Raw genomic sequence first — 18,634 nt, 5'->3', positions numbered from 1 at the left:
GACGAAGGAGGGGGAGCGAAGATGAAGGTCGGCTTCATCGGTGCGGGAAGCATGGGCGGCTTGCTGGCGAGCGCCTTCGTGCAGGCCCGTGCTTTTCGGCCGTCCGACGTGACGGTGAGCACCCGTACCTCCTCCAAAGCGGAGCGGCTCGCCAGCCAATTCCCCGGCTTGCGGGTCGTCTCGTGCAACGCGGATGCCGTACGGGATGCCGATCTGGTCTTCCTGTGCGTCAAGCCGATGGATTATCGGACGGTATTGGACGAGATCGGGCCCGCGCTGACGGCGGAGCAGATCGTCGTCTCCATCACAAGCCCCGTCATGATCCGCCAGCTCGAGGACGCCGTGCCGAGCAAAGTCGTCAAGGTGATCCCCAGCATCGTCAACGCGATCGGTGCGGGAGCTTCTATGTTCATGTACGGGACGCGCCTTACGCCCGACGACCGGTCGATGGTGACTGCGCTGTTCGCGACGATCAGCCGGCCGATCGAAATTCCCGAGGACGAGGTGCGGGTCGCCTCCGACTTGTCGAGCTGCGGTCCGGCCTTTATGGCCAGCCTGCTCGAGCAGTTCGTCGATGCGGCCGTCGATCGGGCCGGCATGGACCGCGAGCTCGCCCACCGGCTCGCCGTCGAAATGCTGCTCGGTACCGCCCGGCTGCTCGCCGAGCAGGGCTGCTCGCCCGCCGAGCTGCAGGCTCGCGTCTCGGTGCCGGGCGGCATCACGGCGGCGGCACTGTCGGAGCTGCGCGAGGCGACGGCCGGCGCCTTCGAGCGGGTGCTGCGTACGACGCATCAGAAATACGCCGAAGATCTCGAAAAGGTCGAGGCTTCGCTCGCCCGTCGGCCCTTCTCTACATGATGGGGGAGGCGGCGGCCATTCGCAAAAGGGGCGCCTCCCGCCGAGGCCGCCCCTTTTGCGCTTAGTTCGCTACGATGTTGACGAGCTTGCCTTTGACGGCGATGATCTTGCGGATCGTCTTGCCTTCGATCAGCGTCTTGACCTTCTCCAGCGCGAGCGCCGCGTCCTGCAAGCCGGCCTCGTCCAGATCGGCGGCCACCGACGTGCGTTCGACGATCTTTCCGTTCACCTGAACGGCGATCTCGACTTCGGCGTCCACCGTCAGCGCCGGATCGTACGCCGGCCAGGCGACGTAGGATACGCTGCCCTCGTGGCCGAGCCGCTCCCACAGCTCTTCGGAAATATGCGGCGCGATCGGCGACAGCATTTGCACGAAGTGGGCCATGGCCGCTTTCGGCAGCGTTTCGGCTTTGTAGGCTTCGTTGACGAAGATCATCAGCTGGCTGATCGCGGTGTTGAAGCGCAAGCCCTCATAGTCTTCCGTAAGCTTCTTGATCGTCCGGTGCCAAACGCGGCGGAACGACTCGTCGCCCGGCACATCCTGAATCTTCGGATTCAGCCCGCCGTTCTCGCCTTCGAACAGCCGCCAGACGCGCGAGAGGAACCGGTAGATCCCTTCGACGCCGTTCGTGTTCCAGGGCTTCGTCGCTTCGAGCGGCCCCATGAACATTTCGTACATCCGCAGCGTATCCGCGCCGAACTCGCCCACGATATCGTCCGGGTTGATGACATTGCCGCGGGACTTCGACATCTTTTCGTTGTTCGTGCCGAGGATCATGCCCTGGTTGACCAATTTGTGGAACGGCTCCTTCGTGCTTACGACGCCGATGTCGTACAGCACCTTGTGCCAGAAGCGCGCGTACAGCAGATGCAGCACCGCGTGCTCCGCGCCCCCGATGTACAGGTCGACCGGCAGCCATTCCTTCATCTTCTCCGGCGAGCAGATTTCCTTGTCGTTGTGCGGATCGATGAACCGCAGGTAGTACCAGCAGCTGCCCGCCCATTGCGGCATCGTATTGGTCTCGCGCCGCGCCCGACGGCCCTGCGCGTCCACGACGTTCACCCAGTCCTCGACGTTGGCGAGCGGCGACTCGCCCGTGCCCGACGGCTTGATCGCCTCTACGTCCGGCAGCAGCAGCGGCAGCTCCGATTCGGGCACCGTGTCCATCGTCCCATCCTCGTAGTGCAGCACCGGGATCGGCTCGCCCCAGTAGCGCTGGCGGCTGAACAGCCAGTCGCGCAGCCGGTAGGTGACTTTGCCTTGGCCGTGTCCGTGCTCCTCGAGCCAGGCGATCATGCGGGCGATCGCATCCGGCGTGGAGAGTCCGTCCAGGAAGCCGGAGTTCACGTGCGTGCCGTCGCCCGCAAACGCCGCTTCGGCGACGTTGCCGCCGCTCACGACCTCGACGATCGGCAGACCGAACTTCTTCGCGAATTCCCAGTCGCGCTCGTCGTGCGCCGGTACGGCCATAATCGCGCCGGTGCCGTAACCGCCCAGCACATAATCCGCGATCCAGATCGGCGTCTTTTCGCCGTTTGCCGGATTGATCGCGTACGCGCCCGTGAACACGCCCGTCTTGTCCTTCGCCAGGTCCGTGCGTTCAAGATCGCTCTTGTGGGACGCCTGCTCGATGTACGTCTCGACGGCGAGCCGCTGATCGGCCGTCGTGATCGCGCCGACCAGCTCGTGCTCCGGCGCCAGGACGCAGTACGTCGCGCCGAACAGCGTGTCCGGACGGGTCGTAAACACCGTCAGGGCGGCTTCCGGATGGCCGTCGATCGCGAACGTCACCTCGGCGCCGGTCGACTTGCCGATCCAGTTGCGCTGCATGTCCTTGATGCTCTCCGACCAGTCCAGCTCCTCCAGGTCTTCCAGCAGGCGCTCGGCGTATTCGGTAATCTTGAGCATCCACTGGCGCATCGGCTTGCGGATGACCGGATGGTTGCCGCGCTCGCTCAGGCCGTTGATAACTTCCTCGTTGGCCAGCACCGTACCGAGCGCCGGGCACCAGTTCACGGGCACTTCCGCGACGTAAGCGAGCCCCTTCTTATACAGTTGGATGAAAATCCACTGCGTCCACTTGTAGTAGTCGGGATCGGTCGTGCTGAACTCGCGGTCCCAGTCGTAGGAGAAGCCGAGCGATTTGATCTGGCGGCGGAAGTTGTCGATGTTCTCCACCGTGATGTCGCGCGGATGCCGTCCCGTCTGCAGCGCGTACTGCTCGGCCGGGAGGCCGAAGGCGTCCCACCCCATCGGGTGCAAAACGTTGAAACCTCTCATCCGCTTGAAGCGGCTGACAATATCGGTCGCCGTGTAGCCTTCGGGGTGGCCGACGTGCAGCCCTGCGCCCGACGGATAAGGGAACATGTCGAGCGCGTAGAATTTCGGCTTGCCCGGCTCCTCGGTCGTGCGGAACGTCTTGTGTTCGTCCCAGTAGCGCTGCCACTTGGGTTCGATCGTTTGCGGCTTGTAGCCGTTCGTGTGCTCTTGGGTCATGGTCTAGGAAGCCCCTCTCAACAAAATGCGTCAATGTCAAACAAAAAAAACCTCCCGCCCTAGCGACAACGCTAGGGACGAGAGGATTATTCCCGTGGTACCACCCTAGTTGACGGGATCCCTGCTTGGGCATGCCGTCCACTCTGTCCTTCGTAACGAGAAGGCAACGCCGCGCTTGCCGCAGAAACGCCGCTCGTGGCGGGCCGTCTGCCGGATTGGGCGCGGAGCTCCGAGGCGAGTTCTTCGTCCGCGACAGCCGGCTTGCACCTGCCGCCGGTTCTCTGGATGACGCGGGACGCGTACTATTCCTCTTCACAGCCTGACTTATTGCCCTGATTATAGCCAATCGAGGCAATCGATGTCAAGGCGAGAGACCCCCAGTTGCGCGGAAAATGGCGATGGCCGTCGCTTGTCCGGTCGCCGAGCATGAGAAGCGCGGAAAACGCGTGGGGCAGAAGCACCGGATTACGCTGCTGCTCGGCCGGGCAGCAGGGGCCCAAGCGTCCGGACCGAGACCGAATCGGCTTAACTCCGGGCGCCCGAATACGAAGAAGAAGCCGCATGACCGGCACGCCGGTCATGCGGCTTCTTGCTGTTGGGGGCCGCGATCATGCGGGCTTCCGCGCGACGAAGAACAGCCGCTCCGACGCATCGTCCGGCTCGTCCAAGCCGAAGTCCGCGCAGCGATGCAGCAGCTCGAAGCCGGCCGCCCGCAGCTGCCGCGCCAGCCAATCCGGCTCGTAGGCGCGTTGGACGTGGGATTCTTCGAAGCGGCGGTACAACGGCTGTCCGCCGCCCGCGGCGCCCTCCTCCCGAACGAAAAACGTCAAGTCGTGCTCGACCTCTTGCCGGGCCGGGTCGTAATCGCAAGTCCACAAATAGGCGACATCCCGATCGTCCAGCACGAACGGCTGCTCCTCGCCGTAGCGGGCCAGCTGGGCCGGCGCGTGGACGTCGAACAGGAACAGCCCTCCGGCAGCCAGCCCGGCATACGTTCTGTGAAACGTCGCGACGACGTCCTCCGGCTCGGTCAAATAATTGAGGCTGTCGCAAAAGCTGATCACGGCGTCCGCGGGCTCCGGCAGCTCCCAATCCCGCATGTCCTGCTGCAGCCAGCGGATCGAGCCATCTTCGTCCCGGGCGCGGATCGTCCCGTGGCGGGGCGTGGACTCCCACTTGCTACGCGCGACGGACAGCATGTCCGCGGACAGATCGACGCCGAACACGGCAAAGCCGGATTTGGCGAGCGGGATGGCGATATTCCCGGTACCGCACCCCAAGTCCACGACCGTCCGCGGCATGCCGTACCGCTCCCAGCAGCGTCTGGCGAAGCTCATCCATTCCGCGTACGGCATTTCTTCCATCAACCGATCGTAAACAGTTGCGAATTCCCGGTAAGAGCGCATCTCCATCTCCCTATGTCGATGTAGTGGATTCGTCGTTGGCGGCGGGATCGGCATCCGTCTCGACCAGCTTCGTCCAGTTGCCTTCCTGCCTGACGAGACGGTCTTTCATCAGCTTGCCCAACGCCCGCTTAAAGGCGGATTTGCTGAGCCCGAACCGTTTTTGAATGACGTCGGCGGGGGAAGCGTCCGAGTACGGCATCGCGCCGCCGGGGCGTCCCTTCAGAAAAGCGAGAATCCGGTCCGAGTCCTTGAGGCGGCCGACTTCCTTGGAAGGCCGGAGCGACAGGGTGACCCTGCCGTCGTCCCGCACCTGCGTGACGCGTGCCCTTATCTTCTCGCCCAGCCGCAGCGGCTGCGGCGTCGAAGCCGTCGGAATGTAGCCGAGCGCGCCGTAGCCGAGCACGCCCCCATCCACGAGCACGAACACCCCGTCGCGGAAAATGTCGGTCACCCAACAGTCGCGCTGCTCATGATGCCAAGAGGAAGGGGCATGGAACACGATGCGTTCGTAGTCTTCCAGCTTGGCGAGACGCGCGAGCATGCGGCCTTCCTTGTCGTGCTTCATGACGACGTGCAGCTCGTCCCCCTGACGAGGCCACTGCTCGCGTTGGTCGGGCAGTTCCTTGATCGGAAGAAGCAGCTGGCGCCCGATGCCAAGCTCCAGGAAGCAGCCGAAACGCGGGTGAAAGTCGGCCATGACGAGCCGCCCCATCTGACCAAGCTGCAGCAGCGGTTTGCGTAAGGTCGCCGCGAGGCGTCCTTTGTCGTCGTGGAATAGAAAAGCGTTTGTTGCGTCCCCGACCTGCGGGCGGCCCGAGACCGCTTCCGCATAGGGGAGCAGCACTTCGGGGGCATCCTCCTCGTCGGTCTCGCCCAGGAACCATCCGTAGGGCGGAACCTCGCGCCGCACGAGCAGTGTCGCGATCGTGCCCGCGATCAGCGTCATGCGAATTCCACTGCCTTCGCGTCGGACCAGAGTCGCTCCAGACCATAGTACTCCCGTTCGTCCCGGTGAAAGACATGCGCCACCACGTCGCCCATGTCGATCAGCACCCAACGAGCCGTATCCATGCCCTCGAGCCGGACGCGCGCGCCCATCTCCTCCGCCCGCTTGCGGATTTCCGTCGCGATCGCGAGCACCTGCGTATCCGAATTCCCGTGACAGATGAGGAAATAATCCGCGACCAGCGAAATGCCTTGTAGGTTCAGGGCAACGATTTCATGGGCTTTCTTATCTTCAGCCGCGTCAGCGACCGCTTGCAACAATTGATCGGACAATGCCATGCCTCAGCCTCCTTAAATGTGCGCGCTCTCTTGCCGCCGATGTTCGATCTGCCGCAACAGGTCGTTGCGGGCCAGCACCGTGAGCGGAAAGATGCGCCTTCCTTTATCGACCAGGTGCAAGATCGTCGAATCGAATCCCGCCACCAACGCTTCTTCCAATTTATGCTCCGCGAGTTTGCGGATCTTATTCACGCCGGGAAAGTCGCGCCCCGGCTCCATGTAATCCGCCAGGCAGACGATGACGTCAAGCTGCGTCATCCCTTCCCGGCCCGACGTGTGGTAGCGGATGGCGTCCAGCACCGCTTCGTCGTCGATGCCGTGCTCCTGCCGGACCGCCCAAGCGCCGACGTGCGCGTGCCACAGCTCCTTGTCGTGCTCGAGCAGCTCCGCGGGAAGTCCCTCTTCCCGGATGACGCGCTCCATGCGTTCGATCGGCCATGCTTTGGCATAATCGTGCAGCAGCGCGGCCAGCCAGGCGCGGTCGACGTCGCCGCCGAACCGCTCCGCGAGCGAAACGGCCGTCTCGACGACGCCCATCACGTGCTTGAACCGCTTTTCGGGCATCTGGCGCTTCGTCGCTTCGATCAAGGCTTCACGATTCATACAAGCCCTTCCTCTCGATATAGTCTCGCACCGTCTCCGGGACCATGAAGCGGATCGAACGCCCCTCGCGGCGGCGGGCGCGAATGTCGGTCGAGGAGACGCCGATCTGCGGCATGCCGGCCCGCACCAGCTTCGGCTGCAAAAACGCCGGCAGCGTGGCCGTCTCGTCGGGCTCGCCCGGCCGCTCCAGGCAGATGAACGTGACCCGTTCGGCCAGCTCCTCGATCCGCCGCCACGTCGGCAGGCTGTTGCGCATGTCCGCCCCGACGATCCAGTAGAAGGCGGCGTCAGGGTGAAGCGCCTGCAGCTCGGCGACGGTGTCGATCGTGTAGGAGACGCCCGCGCGATGGAGCTCCGACGCTTCCAGCCGGAAGTACGGCACGCCGCCGATCGCCGCTTCCACCATCTCGCGCCGTTCGTCGCCGTCCGCGCCGGGCTGCGGCTTGTGGGCGGGCACCGAGTTCGGAACGAACCACACCTCGTCCAGTCCCGCCGCCTCGCGCGCGGCGTCCGCGGCCAGCAGATGGCCGAGATGGATGGGATCGAACGTGCCGCCCATCAATCCGATGCGGCGCTTGGTCATCGCTCTTCCTCCCTAGGGAAGCTGAATCTGCTTGTTGTCGCGCGACTCCTTGTAGAGGACGATCGTTTTCCCGATCACCTGCACGAGCTCCGCGCCGGAGCGCTCCGACAGCTCGCTCGCGATTTCGTGGCGATCGTCGTCGTTGTTGTTCAGGATCGACACTTTGATCAGCTCGCGCACTTCGAGCGCCTCTTCGATATGGCGGATCAGGTGATCGTTCGTGCCGCCTTTGCCCACCTGAAAAATCGGGGTGAGATGGTGCGCTTCGGCGCGGAGAAATCGTTTTTGTTTGCCGGTCAGCATGGGTGGTTACCTGCGCTTTCTTCGTATTCCGTAAAGGATACAGTTATTAAATGTGTTGCGGTTCGAACGAGGCGAGCACCGCCTCGCGCATGGCGTCCGTCGGCGCCGGCCGCCCGGTCCAGTATTCGAAGGCATAGGCGCCCTGATAGACGAACATGCCGAGCCCGCCGTGAATCCGGCAGCCCCGTTCGGCGGCGCCCCGGAGGAAGGCGGTCGTGAGCGGATTGTAGATCAGATCGCTCGCGACGGCACCAGGACGCAGCCAGGACGGATCGACCGGCACGGCTTCGACGTCCGGCGACATGCCGACCGACGTCGTGTTGATGACGACGTCGGCTTCCGCACACGCCTCGGACAGCGCATCCCACGCAATCGCGGACACCTGCGCCTCGGCGGAGAAGCTTTCGGCGAGCGCTTGCGCGCGCTCCGCCGTGCGGTTCGCCAGCGCGATCGACGCCGGCTTCTCCCGGGCGAGCGCCCAGACGATGCCGCGCGCCGCGCCCCCGGTGCCGACGACGACGATCTTCTTGCCGCGCAGCTCGGGCTCGGCCTCTTCCTTGAGCGACCGAACGTAGCCGATGCCGTCCGTGTTGTAGCCGACAAGCTTGCCGTCGTCATTCACAATCGTATTGACCGCGCCGATGGCGCGGGCCCCCTCGTCGATCTCGTCCACATAAGCCATGACTTCGATCTTGTGGGGGATCGTCACGTTCAAGCCCCGGAAGCCGAGTGCCCGAATGCCCCGAATCGCTTCGCCCAACCGTTCGGGCGTTACGTGGAAGGCCGCGTAGGCCCCGTTGATGCCCGCCGCCCGGAAAGCCCGGTTCAGCATGACGGGCGACCGCGAATGGCGGATCGGATCTCCGATGACCCCGTACAGGACCGTATGGCTGTCCATTTGCCCCACTCCTCCCGTCACAGGATCGATTCCCGCAGCAGAACCTTGATGCCTTTTGGCGCATAAACGTCGACGACGGCGCCTTCCGTGCCGTTGGCCGCGATCCAGCCGAGGCCGGATATGACGATGTCCTGGGGCGCTCCCGGCGGGATGCGCAGCGTATGCCGCGCGAGCGGCGGCATCTCGTCCAGGTCCGCCTTCGACGGCGGAGACAGCATCTCGCCGCGGTGATTCTCGTAGAGGGCGTCCGCGCGCTCCCGCTTGGTGCGGTGGACGGGAATGCCCGGAGAAACGTAAGCCGTAAACGACTGACGCTGGCCCTCCAGGAAGTCGAAGCGGGCGAGCCCGCCGAAGAACAGCGTCTGCGGTTCATAGAATTGGTAAGTGAGCGGCTTCAGCGGCTTGTCCGGCAGCAGCGCCTGCAGCGCTTCCCGCGGAATGACCTCGCTGAGCCGGGATTTGTAGACGATGCCCGGCGTATCGATGATGGCGTGCCCGTCGTCGAGCGGGATATGGACGGCGTCGAGCGTCGTGCCCGGGTAGCGGGACACGGTCAGCTCGCGCTCCAGATCGCTGTAGTCGGAGATGAGCCGGTTCACCAGCGTGCTCTTGCCGACGTTCGTCGCGCCGACGACGTAGACGTCGCGGTCGCCGCGCAGCTCGGCGATCGCTTCGACGACGCGGTCGAAGCCGAGCTTGCGCCGCGCGCTGCACAGCACGATGTCGGCGACCTTCAGGCCGTTCGCCTTCGCCTGGCGCTGCACCCAGTTGCGCAGCCGGTTCCAGTTCGTCACCCGGGGCAGCAGGTCGATCTTGTTCACGACGAGCAGCACCGGATTATGTCCTACGAACCGCTGCAGGCCGGAGATCATGCTTCCTTCGAAATCGAACAGGTCCACGATGTGCACGACGAGGCTGTCGGTTTGGGCGATGCCGCCCAGCAAACGCAAAAAATCGTCCTGGTCGATGGCGACCGACGAAGCGTCGTTGTAGTGTTTGATTCGGAAACAGCGCTGGCAGATGACCGGATCGCGCTCGCGCGCGGCCTCCGGCACGAAGCCCGGACGTCCGGCGTCCTCAATCTGCAGCGCGACGCCGCAGCCAGCGCATTTGTTGGCGTTCATTTGAGTTTCAGGCAAATCTAGCGTTCCTCCTTGTTCGGCCACAGGCCCTGCCTCCGGAGGCGGGCTAATGCGATCTTCTCGATGCGGCGGTTGATGCGGGTGCCCCAGCCTTCCTCTCCGATCGCGATCGGCGTGACGAGGATGGTATGCAGTCCCATTCGCCGCCCTCCGAAGACGTCGGTCATCATTTGGTCGCCTACGACGACCGCTTGCTCGGGCGCGAGGTCCAAGAGGCGGAGCGCCTCGCGGAACGCCTTGCTGAACGGCTTGCGCGCGGCCGGGATAAATGGAATGCCGAGCGGCTCCGCGAACTTCGAGACGCGGGCGCTGTTATTGTTGGACAGGACGACGACTTGAAAGCCGTCTTGCTTGACTTTGTCCAGCCAGGCGATCAGCTCGGGCGTCGCGAGCGGCGTCTTGGCGCCGACCAAGGTATTGTCCAGGTCGGTAATGATGCCGCGTACGCCGTCCGCCTTCAGCTTCGGCAGATCGATATCGTATACGGTGTTGACGATCTGATGCGGCAACAGGCGTTGAAACATCCTTTGGAAGCTCCCGTCTCTATCATGATTGATCAAAATATACCACACCCCGCCCCGCCTTGCAAAAACGGGAAAGCCCGCGACGCGCGAGGCTTTCCCGTTCGTTAGAGCGATTTGCGGATCTTGGCCGCGAGCTGCGAGAACTGCTGAAAGTCGGATTCCTGGCCGGCCTGCCCGCCGTAGCGGGCGTTCTCGAACCGCTGCAGCACGCCGTCGAGATCCGCCCGCAGCGAGGCGAACTTGCCGCCCCACCGCGCGAACGACTCGCGCAGCGTGTCGTGCGACTGCCGCTTCAGGCCGCGGCGGTTCAGGTAGGCGAGCAGGCGCTCCATCTCGCGGACGATCCGCTGGTTCGGCGTCGCGCCGCGGTAGCGAACCTGCTGCCAGACGTCGTTCCAGGAACGGCGGCGAAGCAGCAACCAGACGAGAACGGAGAGCACGGCGAGCCCGCCGACGATCGCCGAAGCGATCCCGATCCAGCCGGAGCCTCCTCCGCCCGAGGCGGGTTCGGCGTCCGCGCCGTCATTCGCGTTCGGCGCGGTCGGCTCGTAGTCCGGCAGCGCGTCCTGGTGGATCGGCTGCGGCACGCTGAAGCCCGCGGTCGGCTCGAACGGCACCCAGCCGGTGCCTTCGAAGTAAATCTCGGCCCAGGAGTGCGCGTCCGAGTTGCGGACCGTGTACGTGCCCGCGCCGTTCGGGTCCGGCACGTACGGGCCGCCCATTCTCAGGTTTTCGTTGTCTTGCGGGTTATAGCCGGACGTGTAGCCTTTGACCCAGCGGGCGGGGAGTCCCAGCGAGCGGGCCATGACGACGAACGCCGTCGAATAGTAGTCGCAGTAGCCTTCTTTGATTTCGAAGAGGAAAGCGTCTACCACGTCGCTGCTTTTCTGCCGGCTCGTGTCCGGCGAATTCGTATAAGGATAGTTGAGCTGCAAATAGCGCTCCAGCAGTTTGGCGCGGTCATAGTCGTTCGTTCCGGTCGCGGTCGCTTCCTTGGCCAGATGGACGACCCGTTCCGGCAGCGAATCGGGCAGCTGCATGTAAGGGTCGGTATCGTAGCCGTCGCCCGCTCCGCCGGCCTTCGTTTCGCGAAGCTTGGCCGCATCCAGCACGAGCACCTCGGACGTGACGGTATACGAGTCGGGTTGGACCGGCCTCTGGAACTTGAGCTCCCATTCTTCGGGGTTCCAGGTTAGCTTGGCGCTGCCGCCGACGCCCTGCAGCTCGTTCACCGTACGCGCCGCACCGGCCGCGAATAGAACCGGGATGCGCTCTTTGCGCAGCAGCGTGAACGTTTGCGACACCATTTTCGTTTCGGCGCCGGCGGGCCTTGGCGGGTCCATCGGCAGCGGCACTTCGCCGGGCGTGACCGGCGTCGTTGGCGTTCCCTTGCGGTCGGTCCATCCTTGGCCGGTATAAACCGACTTGCTTTCCCCGCGCCAATAGGACTTCTGGTCGGTCGTGACCTGCATGACGGGGGAATAGTCGAACTGGAACCCGCCGCCGATCTTCGAATCGTTGCGTCCGTAGCCGGATTTGGAAGAGCCGGACGGGCCGCCGGAGACGCTGCTGCCGTTGCTCAGATAGCCGCCCTCTCCCGCGAAGGCGGGCACTTCCTTGTTCTGCGATTCCAGCCAGATCGTGTACGGGTCCTCCAGGAGTACAGGGGCGCGCGGCACGGCGATTCCCGCCAGCATGAGCAAGCCGATGACGAGCACCGCGGGTATGGCAAGCTCGAGCGGCCGCTCGGCCAAGGCGGACCAACTGTCGTAGTGCCGGTCGCGCAGCTGCCGGAGATGAAGGACGACGAGCCAGCCGAGCCCCGCCAGCACCGTCCAGGCGATATTCGTCCACAGCTCGAACGGAAAAAACGAATCTACCCCGGCCATCACAACGATCGAACACAGGAGCAGCAGGATCGCGCGGCCGCGCGTCGTTCCCCAGGCCGACAAATAATGAACGGCCAGGACGACGCAGGCTGCGATCTCGACGTACGGATGCAGCTGCTCGGCATGCCAGCTGAGGAAGTGGCGCACCGCCTCTCCGTCCCGCCAGCTCTCCGGCCAGCCGTACCAATGGAACGGCGTATAGGTGACCGTCGCGAGCAGCACCGTCAAGATCTGCATCCCTAGGCGGGCAAAGTAGGACCGGCTGATCAGCAGCTCGGTCACCGCCACGACGCCCAGCGTAGCGTAAATGACGGCGTACGTCTCCTCCCACCAGTAATCGTGGAAGCACTGGACCAGCTGCAGCACGATCACGATGGCGAACAGCCGGTGCAGCCGTTCCAGGACGAGCTTGCGCCAGAATCGCGATTCGAGGGGACGGGTCGGCTTCAAGGTCGTCGTGCTCATGCCGAACCCGCCTCCATCGCGCGCGGCAGATCCTCCAGGCGGGCGACGGAGCAGAGCTCCCAGTGCTGCGCCTGGAACACCCGGCTCCATTGGGCGAGCCGCTTGGACTCTTCGGGCGTCGGCGCGCGCTCGGCGATGTGCACGTGGCTCGGACCGATCCGGCGTCCGTCCAGCGCTTCAAGCGCCTGCGCGGTCGCCTCTCCGGTATCGGGGCTGATCAGCACCAGATTGGCGCCGGTTTCGAACCGCGCGGCGGCCTCGTGCAGCACTTCGCCGACGCCGTCCCGGCCGTCGGCCTCGATGTCGATCAGGTGATCCATGATCTGCTCCCGCGTCACGGGCGCCCGGCCGGCACCGAACCAAGCCCGACGGGCGCCGGCCGAGACGAAGCCGACCGGCATGCCCCGGCGAAGCGCCAGGTCCAGCAGCGAGGCAGCGACGGATACCGCGAGCTCGAATCCTTCGGCCGTTCGGTAGGCGTTCTCCCCGCAGTCGAGGACGAGGACGAATCGCGGCAGCGCCTCCCGCTCGTATTCTTTGGACTTCCACTGCCCCGTCCGGGCTGTCGCGTTCCAGTGGATGCGGGACATCCGGTCGCCGCGGATATATTCGCGCACCCCGTCGATCTGGGTCGTCTCCTTCGCCCAAAGGGACGTAACCTTTTGCTGGAACGCGCCGGTGCGGGACCGCTTCATGTGACGCCATTCCTGCAGGTCGATCGTGCGGGGCATGACGCGGAGCGCGAGCGGCTCCGAAAACGTTCCCTTGTGCTCGAACAATCCGAAAATATCGCGCGTCGAGCAGCGGGTCGCCAGAAATTGATAACGTCCGCGCCGCAGCGGGGCCGTCTCGTAGACGATCGCGCCGCGCCGACGGTAATCCGGCACGAAGCTCAGCTCGTAATCCTGCGTCTCGCTCCCGGTGACGCGCGCGAGCTTTTCGCGCACGATGACGTAGGGGAGCGGCCAGAAGCCCGGCACCTGCATCTGCAGCCGAACCCGAATGCGCGAGCCGGCGGACAGCATCCCCATCGTGCCGGACAAGCCCTCCACCGAGCGCACGCCCTTGACGCCGCCGATGCCGCTCCATCGTCCGAGAAGCAGATAAAGCCCGAGCGCGTTGATCATGACGAACAGCATGAGCGACGTCTTGCCGCCCTGAAATACGACGAACAGCAAAGAAGCCACATACAGGACGGAACAAACCCACCCGAACCGCGGGATCGGAATCCGCCGCATCGTCAGCGCTCCATCGCGACAGGCACCGGCAGCTGCCGCAGGACGTCCTGCAGCACGCTCGTCGTCGTGGCTCCCTGCATCCTCGCCTCGGAGCGAAGATGCAGGCGATGGCTCAGCACGAGCGGCGCCGTCGCCTTGATGTCGTCGGGCAAGACGAAGTTGCGGTGGTTCAGGAAGGCGTACGCCTTGGCGCACGCCGCCATCGCAACCGATGCGCGGGGGCTCGCGCCGAGCAGCACGGACGGATGCTGGCGCGTGCCCCGGATCAAACCGACGAGGTAGTCGACGACGCTGCCGTCGAGGTGCACCTTCTCGGCAAGCTTCTGGATGTCGACGATGTCGGACGCCTGGGCGACTGCGGCCAGCTGCTCCGCCGCGCGGGACGTGCCAGGTTCGAGTACGAGCCGTTTCTCCGACGCTTCGTCCGGGTAGCCGAGCGAGATTTTCATCAGAAACCGGTCCAGCTGCGCTTCAGGCAAGCTGTACGTACCTTCGAACTCGATCGGGTTTTGCGTGGCGAACAGCACGAACGGCGCGGGCAGCGCGTACGTCACGCCGTCCACCGACACGTGCCGCTCCTCCATCGCTTCCAGCAGCGCGGATTGGGTCTTCGTCGTCGCCCGGTTGATCTCGTCGGCGAGCAGCACGTGGGCCATGACCGGCCCGGGACGGAAGACGAATTCTTCTTGTTTGGGATGATATATAGAGACGCCTGTAATATCCGTGGGCAGCAGGTCCGGGTTGCACTGAATCCGATGGAACGTGCCGCCGATGGACCTCGCCAATGCCTTGACGAGCTGGGTTTTGCCGGTGCCCGGCACGTCCTCGATCAGCACGTGGCCGCCTGCGACGAGCGCGGTCAGCAGCCAAGCGATTTCTTCCTTTTTGCCGTAAATACAAGATTCCATATTCTGCCTGATATGATCCAGCATTTGCATCGCGCTCTGTTGTTCCATTCCGGTCCCTCCTACGGAATCTTGCCTAGTCATGTCGAAACTACCTTCAATTATACCTGATCTAGGAGAGTTTCTACAATTTAGTATTCCTACAAATAAACATAGAAAAAAAGCCAATTCGGGCTTGGCCCGGAATCGGCTCTTGCGGGTGTCGGAGAGGGAAACGTCGCTTTGCGAAGTTGCGAAAGGTCCGATTATCGACGAAAAGACGCCGGGCGGAGCCGCCGCTGCGGCCGCCCGAGACGAAACTATTGCCGCGCGTCAGCCCTTCGGCTTGACGACGAGCGCCGCGAGGAACGAAAAGACGATCGCCGCGGAGATGCCTGCACTCGTCATCTTGAAGATGCCGGTAATGACGCCGATCCATCCGTCGCGCTGCATGTCGGTCAGCGATCCGTGGACGAGCGCGTTGCCGAAGCTGGTGATCGGCACGGTCGCCCCGGCGCCCGCGAAGTCGATAAGCGGGTCGTACCAGCCCAGGCCGTCGATGATCGCCCCGGCTACGACGAGCGTCGCCATCGTATGCGCGGGCGTCAGCTTCGCCCAATCGAAGAGCAGCTGACCGACGAGGCAGATGGCGCCTCCGATCACAAATGCCCACAAATACTGCATGTTCGCTTGCCTCCTTCCGCCAAGTGGTTAGGCTTCGATCGAGACGGCGTGCGCGATGCACGGGATCGTCTCGCCTTGCTGGTAGGACAACGGGCTGAGCAGCGCCCCCGTAGCAACGACTAGGATGCGCCCCAGCTCGCCTTTCGCCATGCGCTTCAGCAGATGCCCGTACGTGACGGTCGCCGAACAGGCGCAGCCGCTGCCGCCCGCTTGCACCTTCTGCTTGGCGACGTCGTAGATCATCAGCCCGCAGTCGAGAAATTGCGTATCCCCGATCGGCACGCCGTTGCGTCTGAGCATCTCGGCCGCGATCGGGTGGCCGACGCCCGCCAGGTCTCCCGTGACGATCAGGTCGTAATCCCCCGGCTTCCGGCCGGTCTCCTCGAGGTGGGACTGGATCGTATCCACCGCAGCGGGCGCCATCGCCGCCCCCATGTTGAACGGATCCTTGATGCCGAGATCCACGATTTTGCCGATCGTGGCGGACGTAATTTTCGGCCCTTGTCCCGTCCGGCCGACGACGGCGGCCCCCGCGCCCGTCACCGTATACTGGGCGGTCGGAGGTTTCTGGGAGCCGTATTCGGTCGGATAGCGGAACTGCTTTTCGGCGGTGCAGTTGTGGCTGCTCGTGCCGGCCAGCACGTAGTCGCCCGCGCCGGACGAGACGATCAGCGAGGCGAGCGCGAGCGACTCCATCGAGGTCGAGCAGGCGCCAAAGACGCCCAAATACGGGGCGCCCAGCGTCCGCGCCGCGAAGGTGCTGCTGATGATTTGATTGATCAGATCGCCGCCGACGTAAAAGTTGATCTTATCCTTGGACAGCTTGGCGGAAGACACGGCGATATCCGAAGCCTGTTCCAGAAAGGCCCGCTCCGCCTTCTCCCAGCTCGGCTGCTGGAGCTCCATGTCCGGATGAACCAGATCGAAATCGGCGGCGAGCGGTCCTTCGCCCTCGTCCGGCCCGACCACGGTACCCGTCGCCAGGATGACCGGCGGCCGATCGAACATCCAGGTCCGTCTGCCGCGCAGCATTACCGCCACACTCCGATCAGCCAGCTGATGATGCCGACGAAAAACGCCGCCACCGTCCCGAACACGATGACGGAGCCCGCGAGCTTAAACATGTTGGCGCCGACGCCCAGCACCAGTCCTTCGCTGCGGTGCTCGATCGCGGCCGAAGCCATCGAATTGGCGAACCCCGTCACCGGCACGGCGCTGCCCGCGCCGGCCCACTGGGCGATTTTGTCGTACACGCCCAGGCAGGTCAGGATGACCGAGATCAGGATCATCGTCGCCACGGTTGGATTGCTCGCCTCGCGGTTCGACATGTGGAACGCGGCCATGAAAAATTGCTGAACCCCTTCGCCGATCAGGCAGATCAGGCCGCCGACCAGAAACGCACGCAAGCAGTTGCGCCCGACGGAGCGGGACGGCTCCCGCTTTTTGGCGAACTGCTTGTACTCTTTGGGGGTCATCGAGACCGGCTTGTAGGCAGGCGAACCGCCTTTGTTCATTTCATTGGTGGTCATCTTGCGAAGGTCCCCCCTTCCAAATGGAACATGTCGTCCCAATCATTATTGGTCAGGAGAGGGGGCGTTTATGAGGGGAAATAATTGGGGGATCGGCGATCCAGCGGCAGCCACAACGCGAACGTGAAGCTGCCCGCCTCGTGGTCGAGCCGGACGGTGCCGCCGTGCAGCTCCGCGATTTGCCGGGCGATCGTCAATCCGAGTCCGGCGCCTGGCTGAATGCCGTCCCCCGAACGGGAGGCGTCCGCCTTGTAGAACCGATCGAACAATAGCTTCTCCTGCTCCGCCGTGATGGGCGTTCCGCGATTGGTTACCGCGACCTCCGCGCCTTCCGCGTCCACCGCGACCGCGATGGCGATCTCGCCGGGCTTGTCGCTGAACTTCAGGGCGTTCATGAGCAGATTGTCGAGCGCTCGCCGGATGCGATCCGGCTCCGCGAAGACGGGAGCCGAGTCGCAATCCGTCAGCCGCAAGCGGACGGCGACGCCGCGCTCGGCGGCAAGCGGCTCGAACTCGGTCGCCATTTGCGCCGCGAGTGCGCGAATATCGAACGCCAGCGGCCGCAAGTCCGTTTCTCCGGTCGTCAGCCTCGTATATTCGAACAAATCGTCGATCAGCGTTTTCAGCTGCCGCGCTTTGTTTTCCGCATTGTCCACGATCCGCTCGCGCTCGGCCTCGTCCAGATCCGAACGGCTCTTCAGCAGCCCCAAGTAACCGACGATGCTCGTCAGCGGTGTACGAAGATCGTGCGACAGGCCGGTAATCAGGTCCATTTTGGCCTTCTCCTCGCGCCGCTCCTTCTCGATTTGCGTTTCGAGCCGTTCGGCCATCGCGTTGATGTTGACGGCGACTTCGCTCAGCTCGTCCTGCCGCAGCACCGGAACGCGGTGGCTCAGATTGCCGCCGGCGAGCACATTCAACTCCTGGCCGAGTTTTTCGAGATAGCGAATGAAAGGCCGGGTCAGCAAGAAGTAGGTGAAAAAAAACGCGGCGAAAAACGTCGCCAACGGCAAAAATTGCAACACGACGCCGTAGGGGGTGCCAAAAAAACTCGGGGTCAGCCAGGATACGACGAACCCGACGATCAAGCTCAGCGTCAGCGAACCCAGCCACTTCCCCCGAATGCCCATTCCGCGCCGCTTACTCAACTTTGTAGCCGACCCCCCATACGGTTTTGATATACTGAGGCTCCTTCGGATTCGGCTCGATCTTGTCGCGGATATTGCGGATGTGCACCATCACCGTATTGTCCGTATAGCCGAACGGTTCGCGCCACACCGCTTCATAGATCTTTTCGGCGCTGAACACCTGCCCCCGCCGCCCGGCCAGCAGCGCCAAGATCGCAAATTCGAGCGGCGTCAGCGCGATGTGACGCCCGTCGACCGAGACGGCGTGCCTGATTTTGTCGACGACCAGACCCCCGATTTCGATGAGGTCGTCCTCGACCCGCTCCTGCGCCGCGTAGCTTTGTCTGCGCAGCTGCGCCTTGACCCTCGCCATTAGCTCCAGCGGGTTAAACGGCTTCGCCACGTAATCGTCGGCGCCCGTCGTCAGTCCGGTAATCTTGTCCAGGTCCGACTCTTTGGCGGACAGCATGATGATCGGGACCCGGGAAGCTTCCCGGATCTTCAGACACGTCACGAGGCCGTCCTGCTTCGGCATCATGACGTCGAGAATGACCAGGCCGACGGACGGATCCGTTCGTAGCAGGCGCAGCGCCTGTTCCCCGTCCTCCGCCTCGACGACCGCGTAACCGTCCTGACGCAAGTACATGCGGATCACGTCCCGGATTTCCGGATCGTCGTCGACGACCAGCACCGTTTCTTTCATCGTTGTCCCGCCCCTTT

Annotated in this window: 19 protein-coding genes and 1 other annotated feature; of the genes, 1 reads left to right on the top strand and 18 read right to left on the bottom strand. The window is 63.9% G+C overall.

Annotation, left to right across the window (positions count from 1 at the left end):
* The first annotated feature begins 21 nt into the window (after positions 1–21).
* Complete coding sequence (comER, locus tag LKX83_RS21505; protein ID WP_227884736.1) at positions 22–858, top strand: late competence protein ComER; 837 nt, start codon at positions 22–24, stop codon at positions 856–858.
* A 61-nt stretch (positions 859–919) separates the two neighbouring features.
* Here the strand turns inward: comER and leuS are convergent, their stop codons facing one another.
* From leuS to LKX83_RS21415, 18 genes are all read right to left on the bottom strand, one after another.
* Positions 920–3,355: a leucine--tRNA ligase gene (leuS, locus tag LKX83_RS21500; protein WP_227884735.1), complete on the bottom strand. Its 2,436-nt coding sequence runs from the start codon at positions 3,353–3,355 to the stop codon at positions 920–922.
* Between the two features lie 70 nt (positions 3,356–3,425).
* Positions 3,426–3,680 (bottom strand) — a binding site (T-box leader).
* Positions 3,681–3,963: 283 nt separating this feature from the next.
* Entirely contained in the window at positions 3,964–4,761 is a 798-nt protein-coding gene (locus LKX83_RS21495; RefSeq protein WP_227884733.1) for a class I SAM-dependent DNA methyltransferase, read from the bottom strand.
* Positions 4,762–4,771: 10 nt separating this feature from the next.
* A complete protein-coding gene (locus tag LKX83_RS21490; RefSeq protein ID WP_227884731.1) occupies positions 4,772–5,707 on the bottom strand; it encodes a CvfB family protein in 936 nt (311 codons plus the stop codon).
* Positions 5,704–6,045 (bottom strand): ribosome silencing factor, encoded by a 342-nt coding sequence (rsfS, locus tag LKX83_RS21485; RefSeq protein ID WP_227884729.1) that lies wholly within the window; start codon positions 6,043–6,045, stop codon positions 5,704–5,706. Before rsfS ends, LKX83_RS21490 begins: the two co-directional genes overlap by 4 nt.
* Positions 6,046–6,057: 12 nt before the next feature.
* Positions 6,058–6,648: a bis(5'-nucleosyl)-tetraphosphatase (symmetrical) YqeK gene (gene yqeK / locus LKX83_RS21480; RefSeq protein ID WP_227884727.1), complete on the bottom strand. Its 591-nt coding sequence runs from the start codon at positions 6,646–6,648 to the stop codon at positions 6,058–6,060.
* Positions 6,638–7,231 carry a nicotinate-nucleotide adenylyltransferase gene (locus LKX83_RS21475; protein WP_227884725.1) on the bottom strand — a complete coding sequence of 198 codons (594 nt, stop codon included), beginning with the start codon at positions 7,229–7,231 and terminating at the stop codon, positions 6,638–6,640. The genes yqeK and LKX83_RS21475 overlap by 11 nt, the downstream gene beginning before the upstream one ends.
* 12 nt (positions 7,232–7,243) lie before the next feature.
* Entirely contained in the window at positions 7,244–7,534 is a 291-nt protein-coding gene (yhbY, locus tag LKX83_RS21470; protein WP_227884723.1) for a ribosome assembly RNA-binding protein YhbY, read from the bottom strand.
* 46 nt (positions 7,535–7,580) lie between these two features.
* Positions 7,581–8,432 (bottom strand): shikimate dehydrogenase, encoded by an 852-nt coding sequence (locus LKX83_RS21465; protein WP_227884721.1) that lies wholly within the window; start codon positions 8,430–8,432, stop codon positions 7,581–7,583.
* Between the two features lie 17 nt (positions 8,433–8,449).
* Positions 8,450–9,556 (bottom strand): ribosome biogenesis GTPase YqeH, encoded by a 1,107-nt coding sequence (gene yqeH, locus LKX83_RS21460; RefSeq protein WP_227884795.1) that lies wholly within the window; start codon positions 9,554–9,556, stop codon positions 8,450–8,452.
* 17 nt (positions 9,557–9,573) lie between these two features.
* Positions 9,574–10,098, bottom strand: a complete 525-nt coding sequence (locus tag LKX83_RS21455; protein WP_227884720.1) for a YqeG family HAD IIIA-type phosphatase — start codon at positions 10,096–10,098, stop codon at positions 9,574–9,576.
* A 104-nt stretch (positions 10,099–10,202) separates the two neighbouring features.
* Positions 10,203–12,452, bottom strand: a complete 2,250-nt coding sequence (locus LKX83_RS21450) for a transglutaminase TgpA family protein (RefSeq protein ID WP_227884719.1) — start codon at positions 12,450–12,452, stop codon at positions 10,203–10,205.
* Positions 12,449–13,690 carry a DUF58 domain-containing protein gene (locus LKX83_RS21445; RefSeq protein ID WP_227884717.1) on the bottom strand — a complete coding sequence of 414 codons (1,242 nt, stop codon included), beginning with the start codon at positions 13,688–13,690 and terminating at the stop codon, positions 12,449–12,451. The genes LKX83_RS21450 and LKX83_RS21445 overlap by 4 nt, the downstream gene beginning before the upstream one ends.
* 2 nt (positions 13,691–13,692) lie before the next feature.
* Positions 13,693–14,646 carry an AAA family ATPase gene (locus tag LKX83_RS21440; RefSeq protein ID WP_227884715.1) on the bottom strand — a complete coding sequence of 318 codons (954 nt, stop codon included), beginning with the start codon at positions 14,644–14,646 and terminating at the stop codon, positions 13,693–13,695.
* A gap of 261 nt (positions 14,647–14,907) precedes the next feature.
* Positions 14,908–15,258, bottom strand: a complete 351-nt coding sequence (gene spoVAE, locus LKX83_RS21435) for a stage V sporulation protein AE (protein WP_227884712.1) — start codon at positions 15,256–15,258, stop codon at positions 14,908–14,910.
* 27 nt (positions 15,259–15,285) lie between these two features.
* Positions 15,286–16,290 (bottom strand): stage V sporulation protein AD, encoded by a 1,005-nt coding sequence (gene spoVAD / locus LKX83_RS21430; protein WP_227884709.1) that lies wholly within the window; start codon positions 16,288–16,290, stop codon positions 15,286–15,288.
* On the bottom strand, positions 16,290–16,787 hold the full coding sequence (spoVAC, locus tag LKX83_RS21425) for a stage V sporulation protein AC (protein WP_227884708.1): 498 nt from the start codon (positions 16,785–16,787) through the stop codon (positions 16,290–16,292). The genes spoVAD and spoVAC overlap by 1 nt, the downstream gene beginning before the upstream one ends.
* A 68-nt stretch (positions 16,788–16,855) precedes the next feature.
* Complete coding sequence (locus tag LKX83_RS21420) at positions 16,856–17,935, bottom strand: HAMP domain-containing sensor histidine kinase (RefSeq protein ID WP_227884706.1); 1,080 nt, start codon at positions 17,933–17,935, stop codon at positions 16,856–16,858.
* The gene (locus LKX83_RS21415) at positions 17,928–18,617 is read right to left on the bottom strand and encodes a response regulator transcription factor (protein ID WP_227884705.1); all 690 of its coding nucleotides are present in this window, start codon (positions 18,615–18,617) and stop codon (positions 17,928–17,930) included. The genes LKX83_RS21420 and LKX83_RS21415 overlap by 8 nt, the downstream gene beginning before the upstream one ends.
* Positions 18,618–18,634 lie beyond the last annotated feature (17 nt).

Origin of the sequence: Cohnella baijiui, assembly GCF_020731285.1 — a bacterium.
GTDB lineage: Bacteria > Bacillota > Bacilli > Paenibacillales > Paenibacillaceae > Cohnella.
This window is presented reverse-complemented; position numbering and strand designations above follow the sequence as displayed.

Bases quoted from the DNA above. Each gene is read 5' to 3' on its own strand.
- LKX83_RS21475 (WP_227884725.1), bottom strand. From the start codon at position 7,231: ATGACCAAGCGCCGCATCGGATTGATGGGCGGCACGTTCGATCCCATC.
- LKX83_RS21415 (WP_227884705.1), bottom strand. From the start codon at position 18,617: ATGAAAGAAACGGTGCTGGTCGTCGACGACGATCCGGAAATCCGGGAC.
- spoVAC (WP_227884708.1), bottom strand. From the start codon at position 16,787: ATGACCACCAATGAAATGAACAAAGGCGGTTCGCCTGCCTACAAGCCG.
- LKX83_RS21440 (WP_227884715.1), bottom strand. From the start codon at position 14,646: ATGGAACAACAGAGCGCGATGCAAATGCTGGATCATATCAGGCAGAAT.
- spoVAD (WP_227884709.1), bottom strand. From the start codon at position 16,290: ATGCTGCGCGGCAGACGGACCTGGATGTTCGATCGGCCGCCGGTCATC.
- yqeH (WP_227884795.1), bottom strand. From the start codon at position 9,556: ATGAACGCCAACAAATGCGCTGGCTGCGGCGTCGCGCTGCAGATTGAG.
- rsfS (WP_227884729.1), bottom strand. From the start codon at position 6,045: ATGGCATTGTCCGATCAATTGTTGCAAGCGGTCGCTGACGCGGCTGAA.
- spoVAE (WP_227884712.1), bottom strand. From the start codon at position 15,258: ATGCAGTATTTGTGGGCATTTGTGATCGGAGGCGCCATCTGCCTCGTC.
- LKX83_RS21490 (WP_227884731.1), bottom strand. From the start codon at position 5,707: ATGACGCTGATCGCGGGCACGATCGCGACACTGCTCGTGCGGCGCGAG.
- LKX83_RS21445 (WP_227884717.1), bottom strand. From the start codon at position 13,690: ATGCGGCGGATTCCGATCCCGCGGTTCGGGTGGGTTTGTTCCGTCCTG.
- LKX83_RS21450 (WP_227884719.1), bottom strand. From the start codon at position 12,452: ATGAGCACGACGACCTTGAAGCCGACCCGTCCCCTCGAATCGCGATTC.
- yqeK (WP_227884727.1), bottom strand. From the start codon at position 6,648: ATGAATCGTGAAGCCTTGATCGAAGCGACGAAGCGCCAGATGCCCGAA.
- comER (WP_227884736.1), top strand. From the start codon at position 22: ATGAAGGTCGGCTTCATCGGTGCGGGAAGCATGGGCGGCTTGCTGGCG.
- yhbY (WP_227884723.1), bottom strand. From the start codon at position 7,534: ATGCTGACCGGCAAACAAAAACGATTTCTCCGCGCCGAAGCGCACCAT.
- LKX83_RS21465 (WP_227884721.1), bottom strand. From the start codon at position 8,432: ATGGACAGCCATACGGTCCTGTACGGGGTCATCGGAGATCCGATCCGC.
- LKX83_RS21495 (WP_227884733.1), bottom strand. From the start codon at position 4,761: ATGCGCTCTTACCGGGAATTCGCAACTGTTTACGATCGGTTGATGGAA.
- leuS (WP_227884735.1), bottom strand. From the start codon at position 3,355: ATGACCCAAGAGCACACGAACGGCTACAAGCCGCAAACGATCGAACCC.
- LKX83_RS21455 (WP_227884720.1), bottom strand. From the start codon at position 10,098: ATGTTTCAACGCCTGTTGCCGCATCAGATCGTCAACACCGTATACGAT.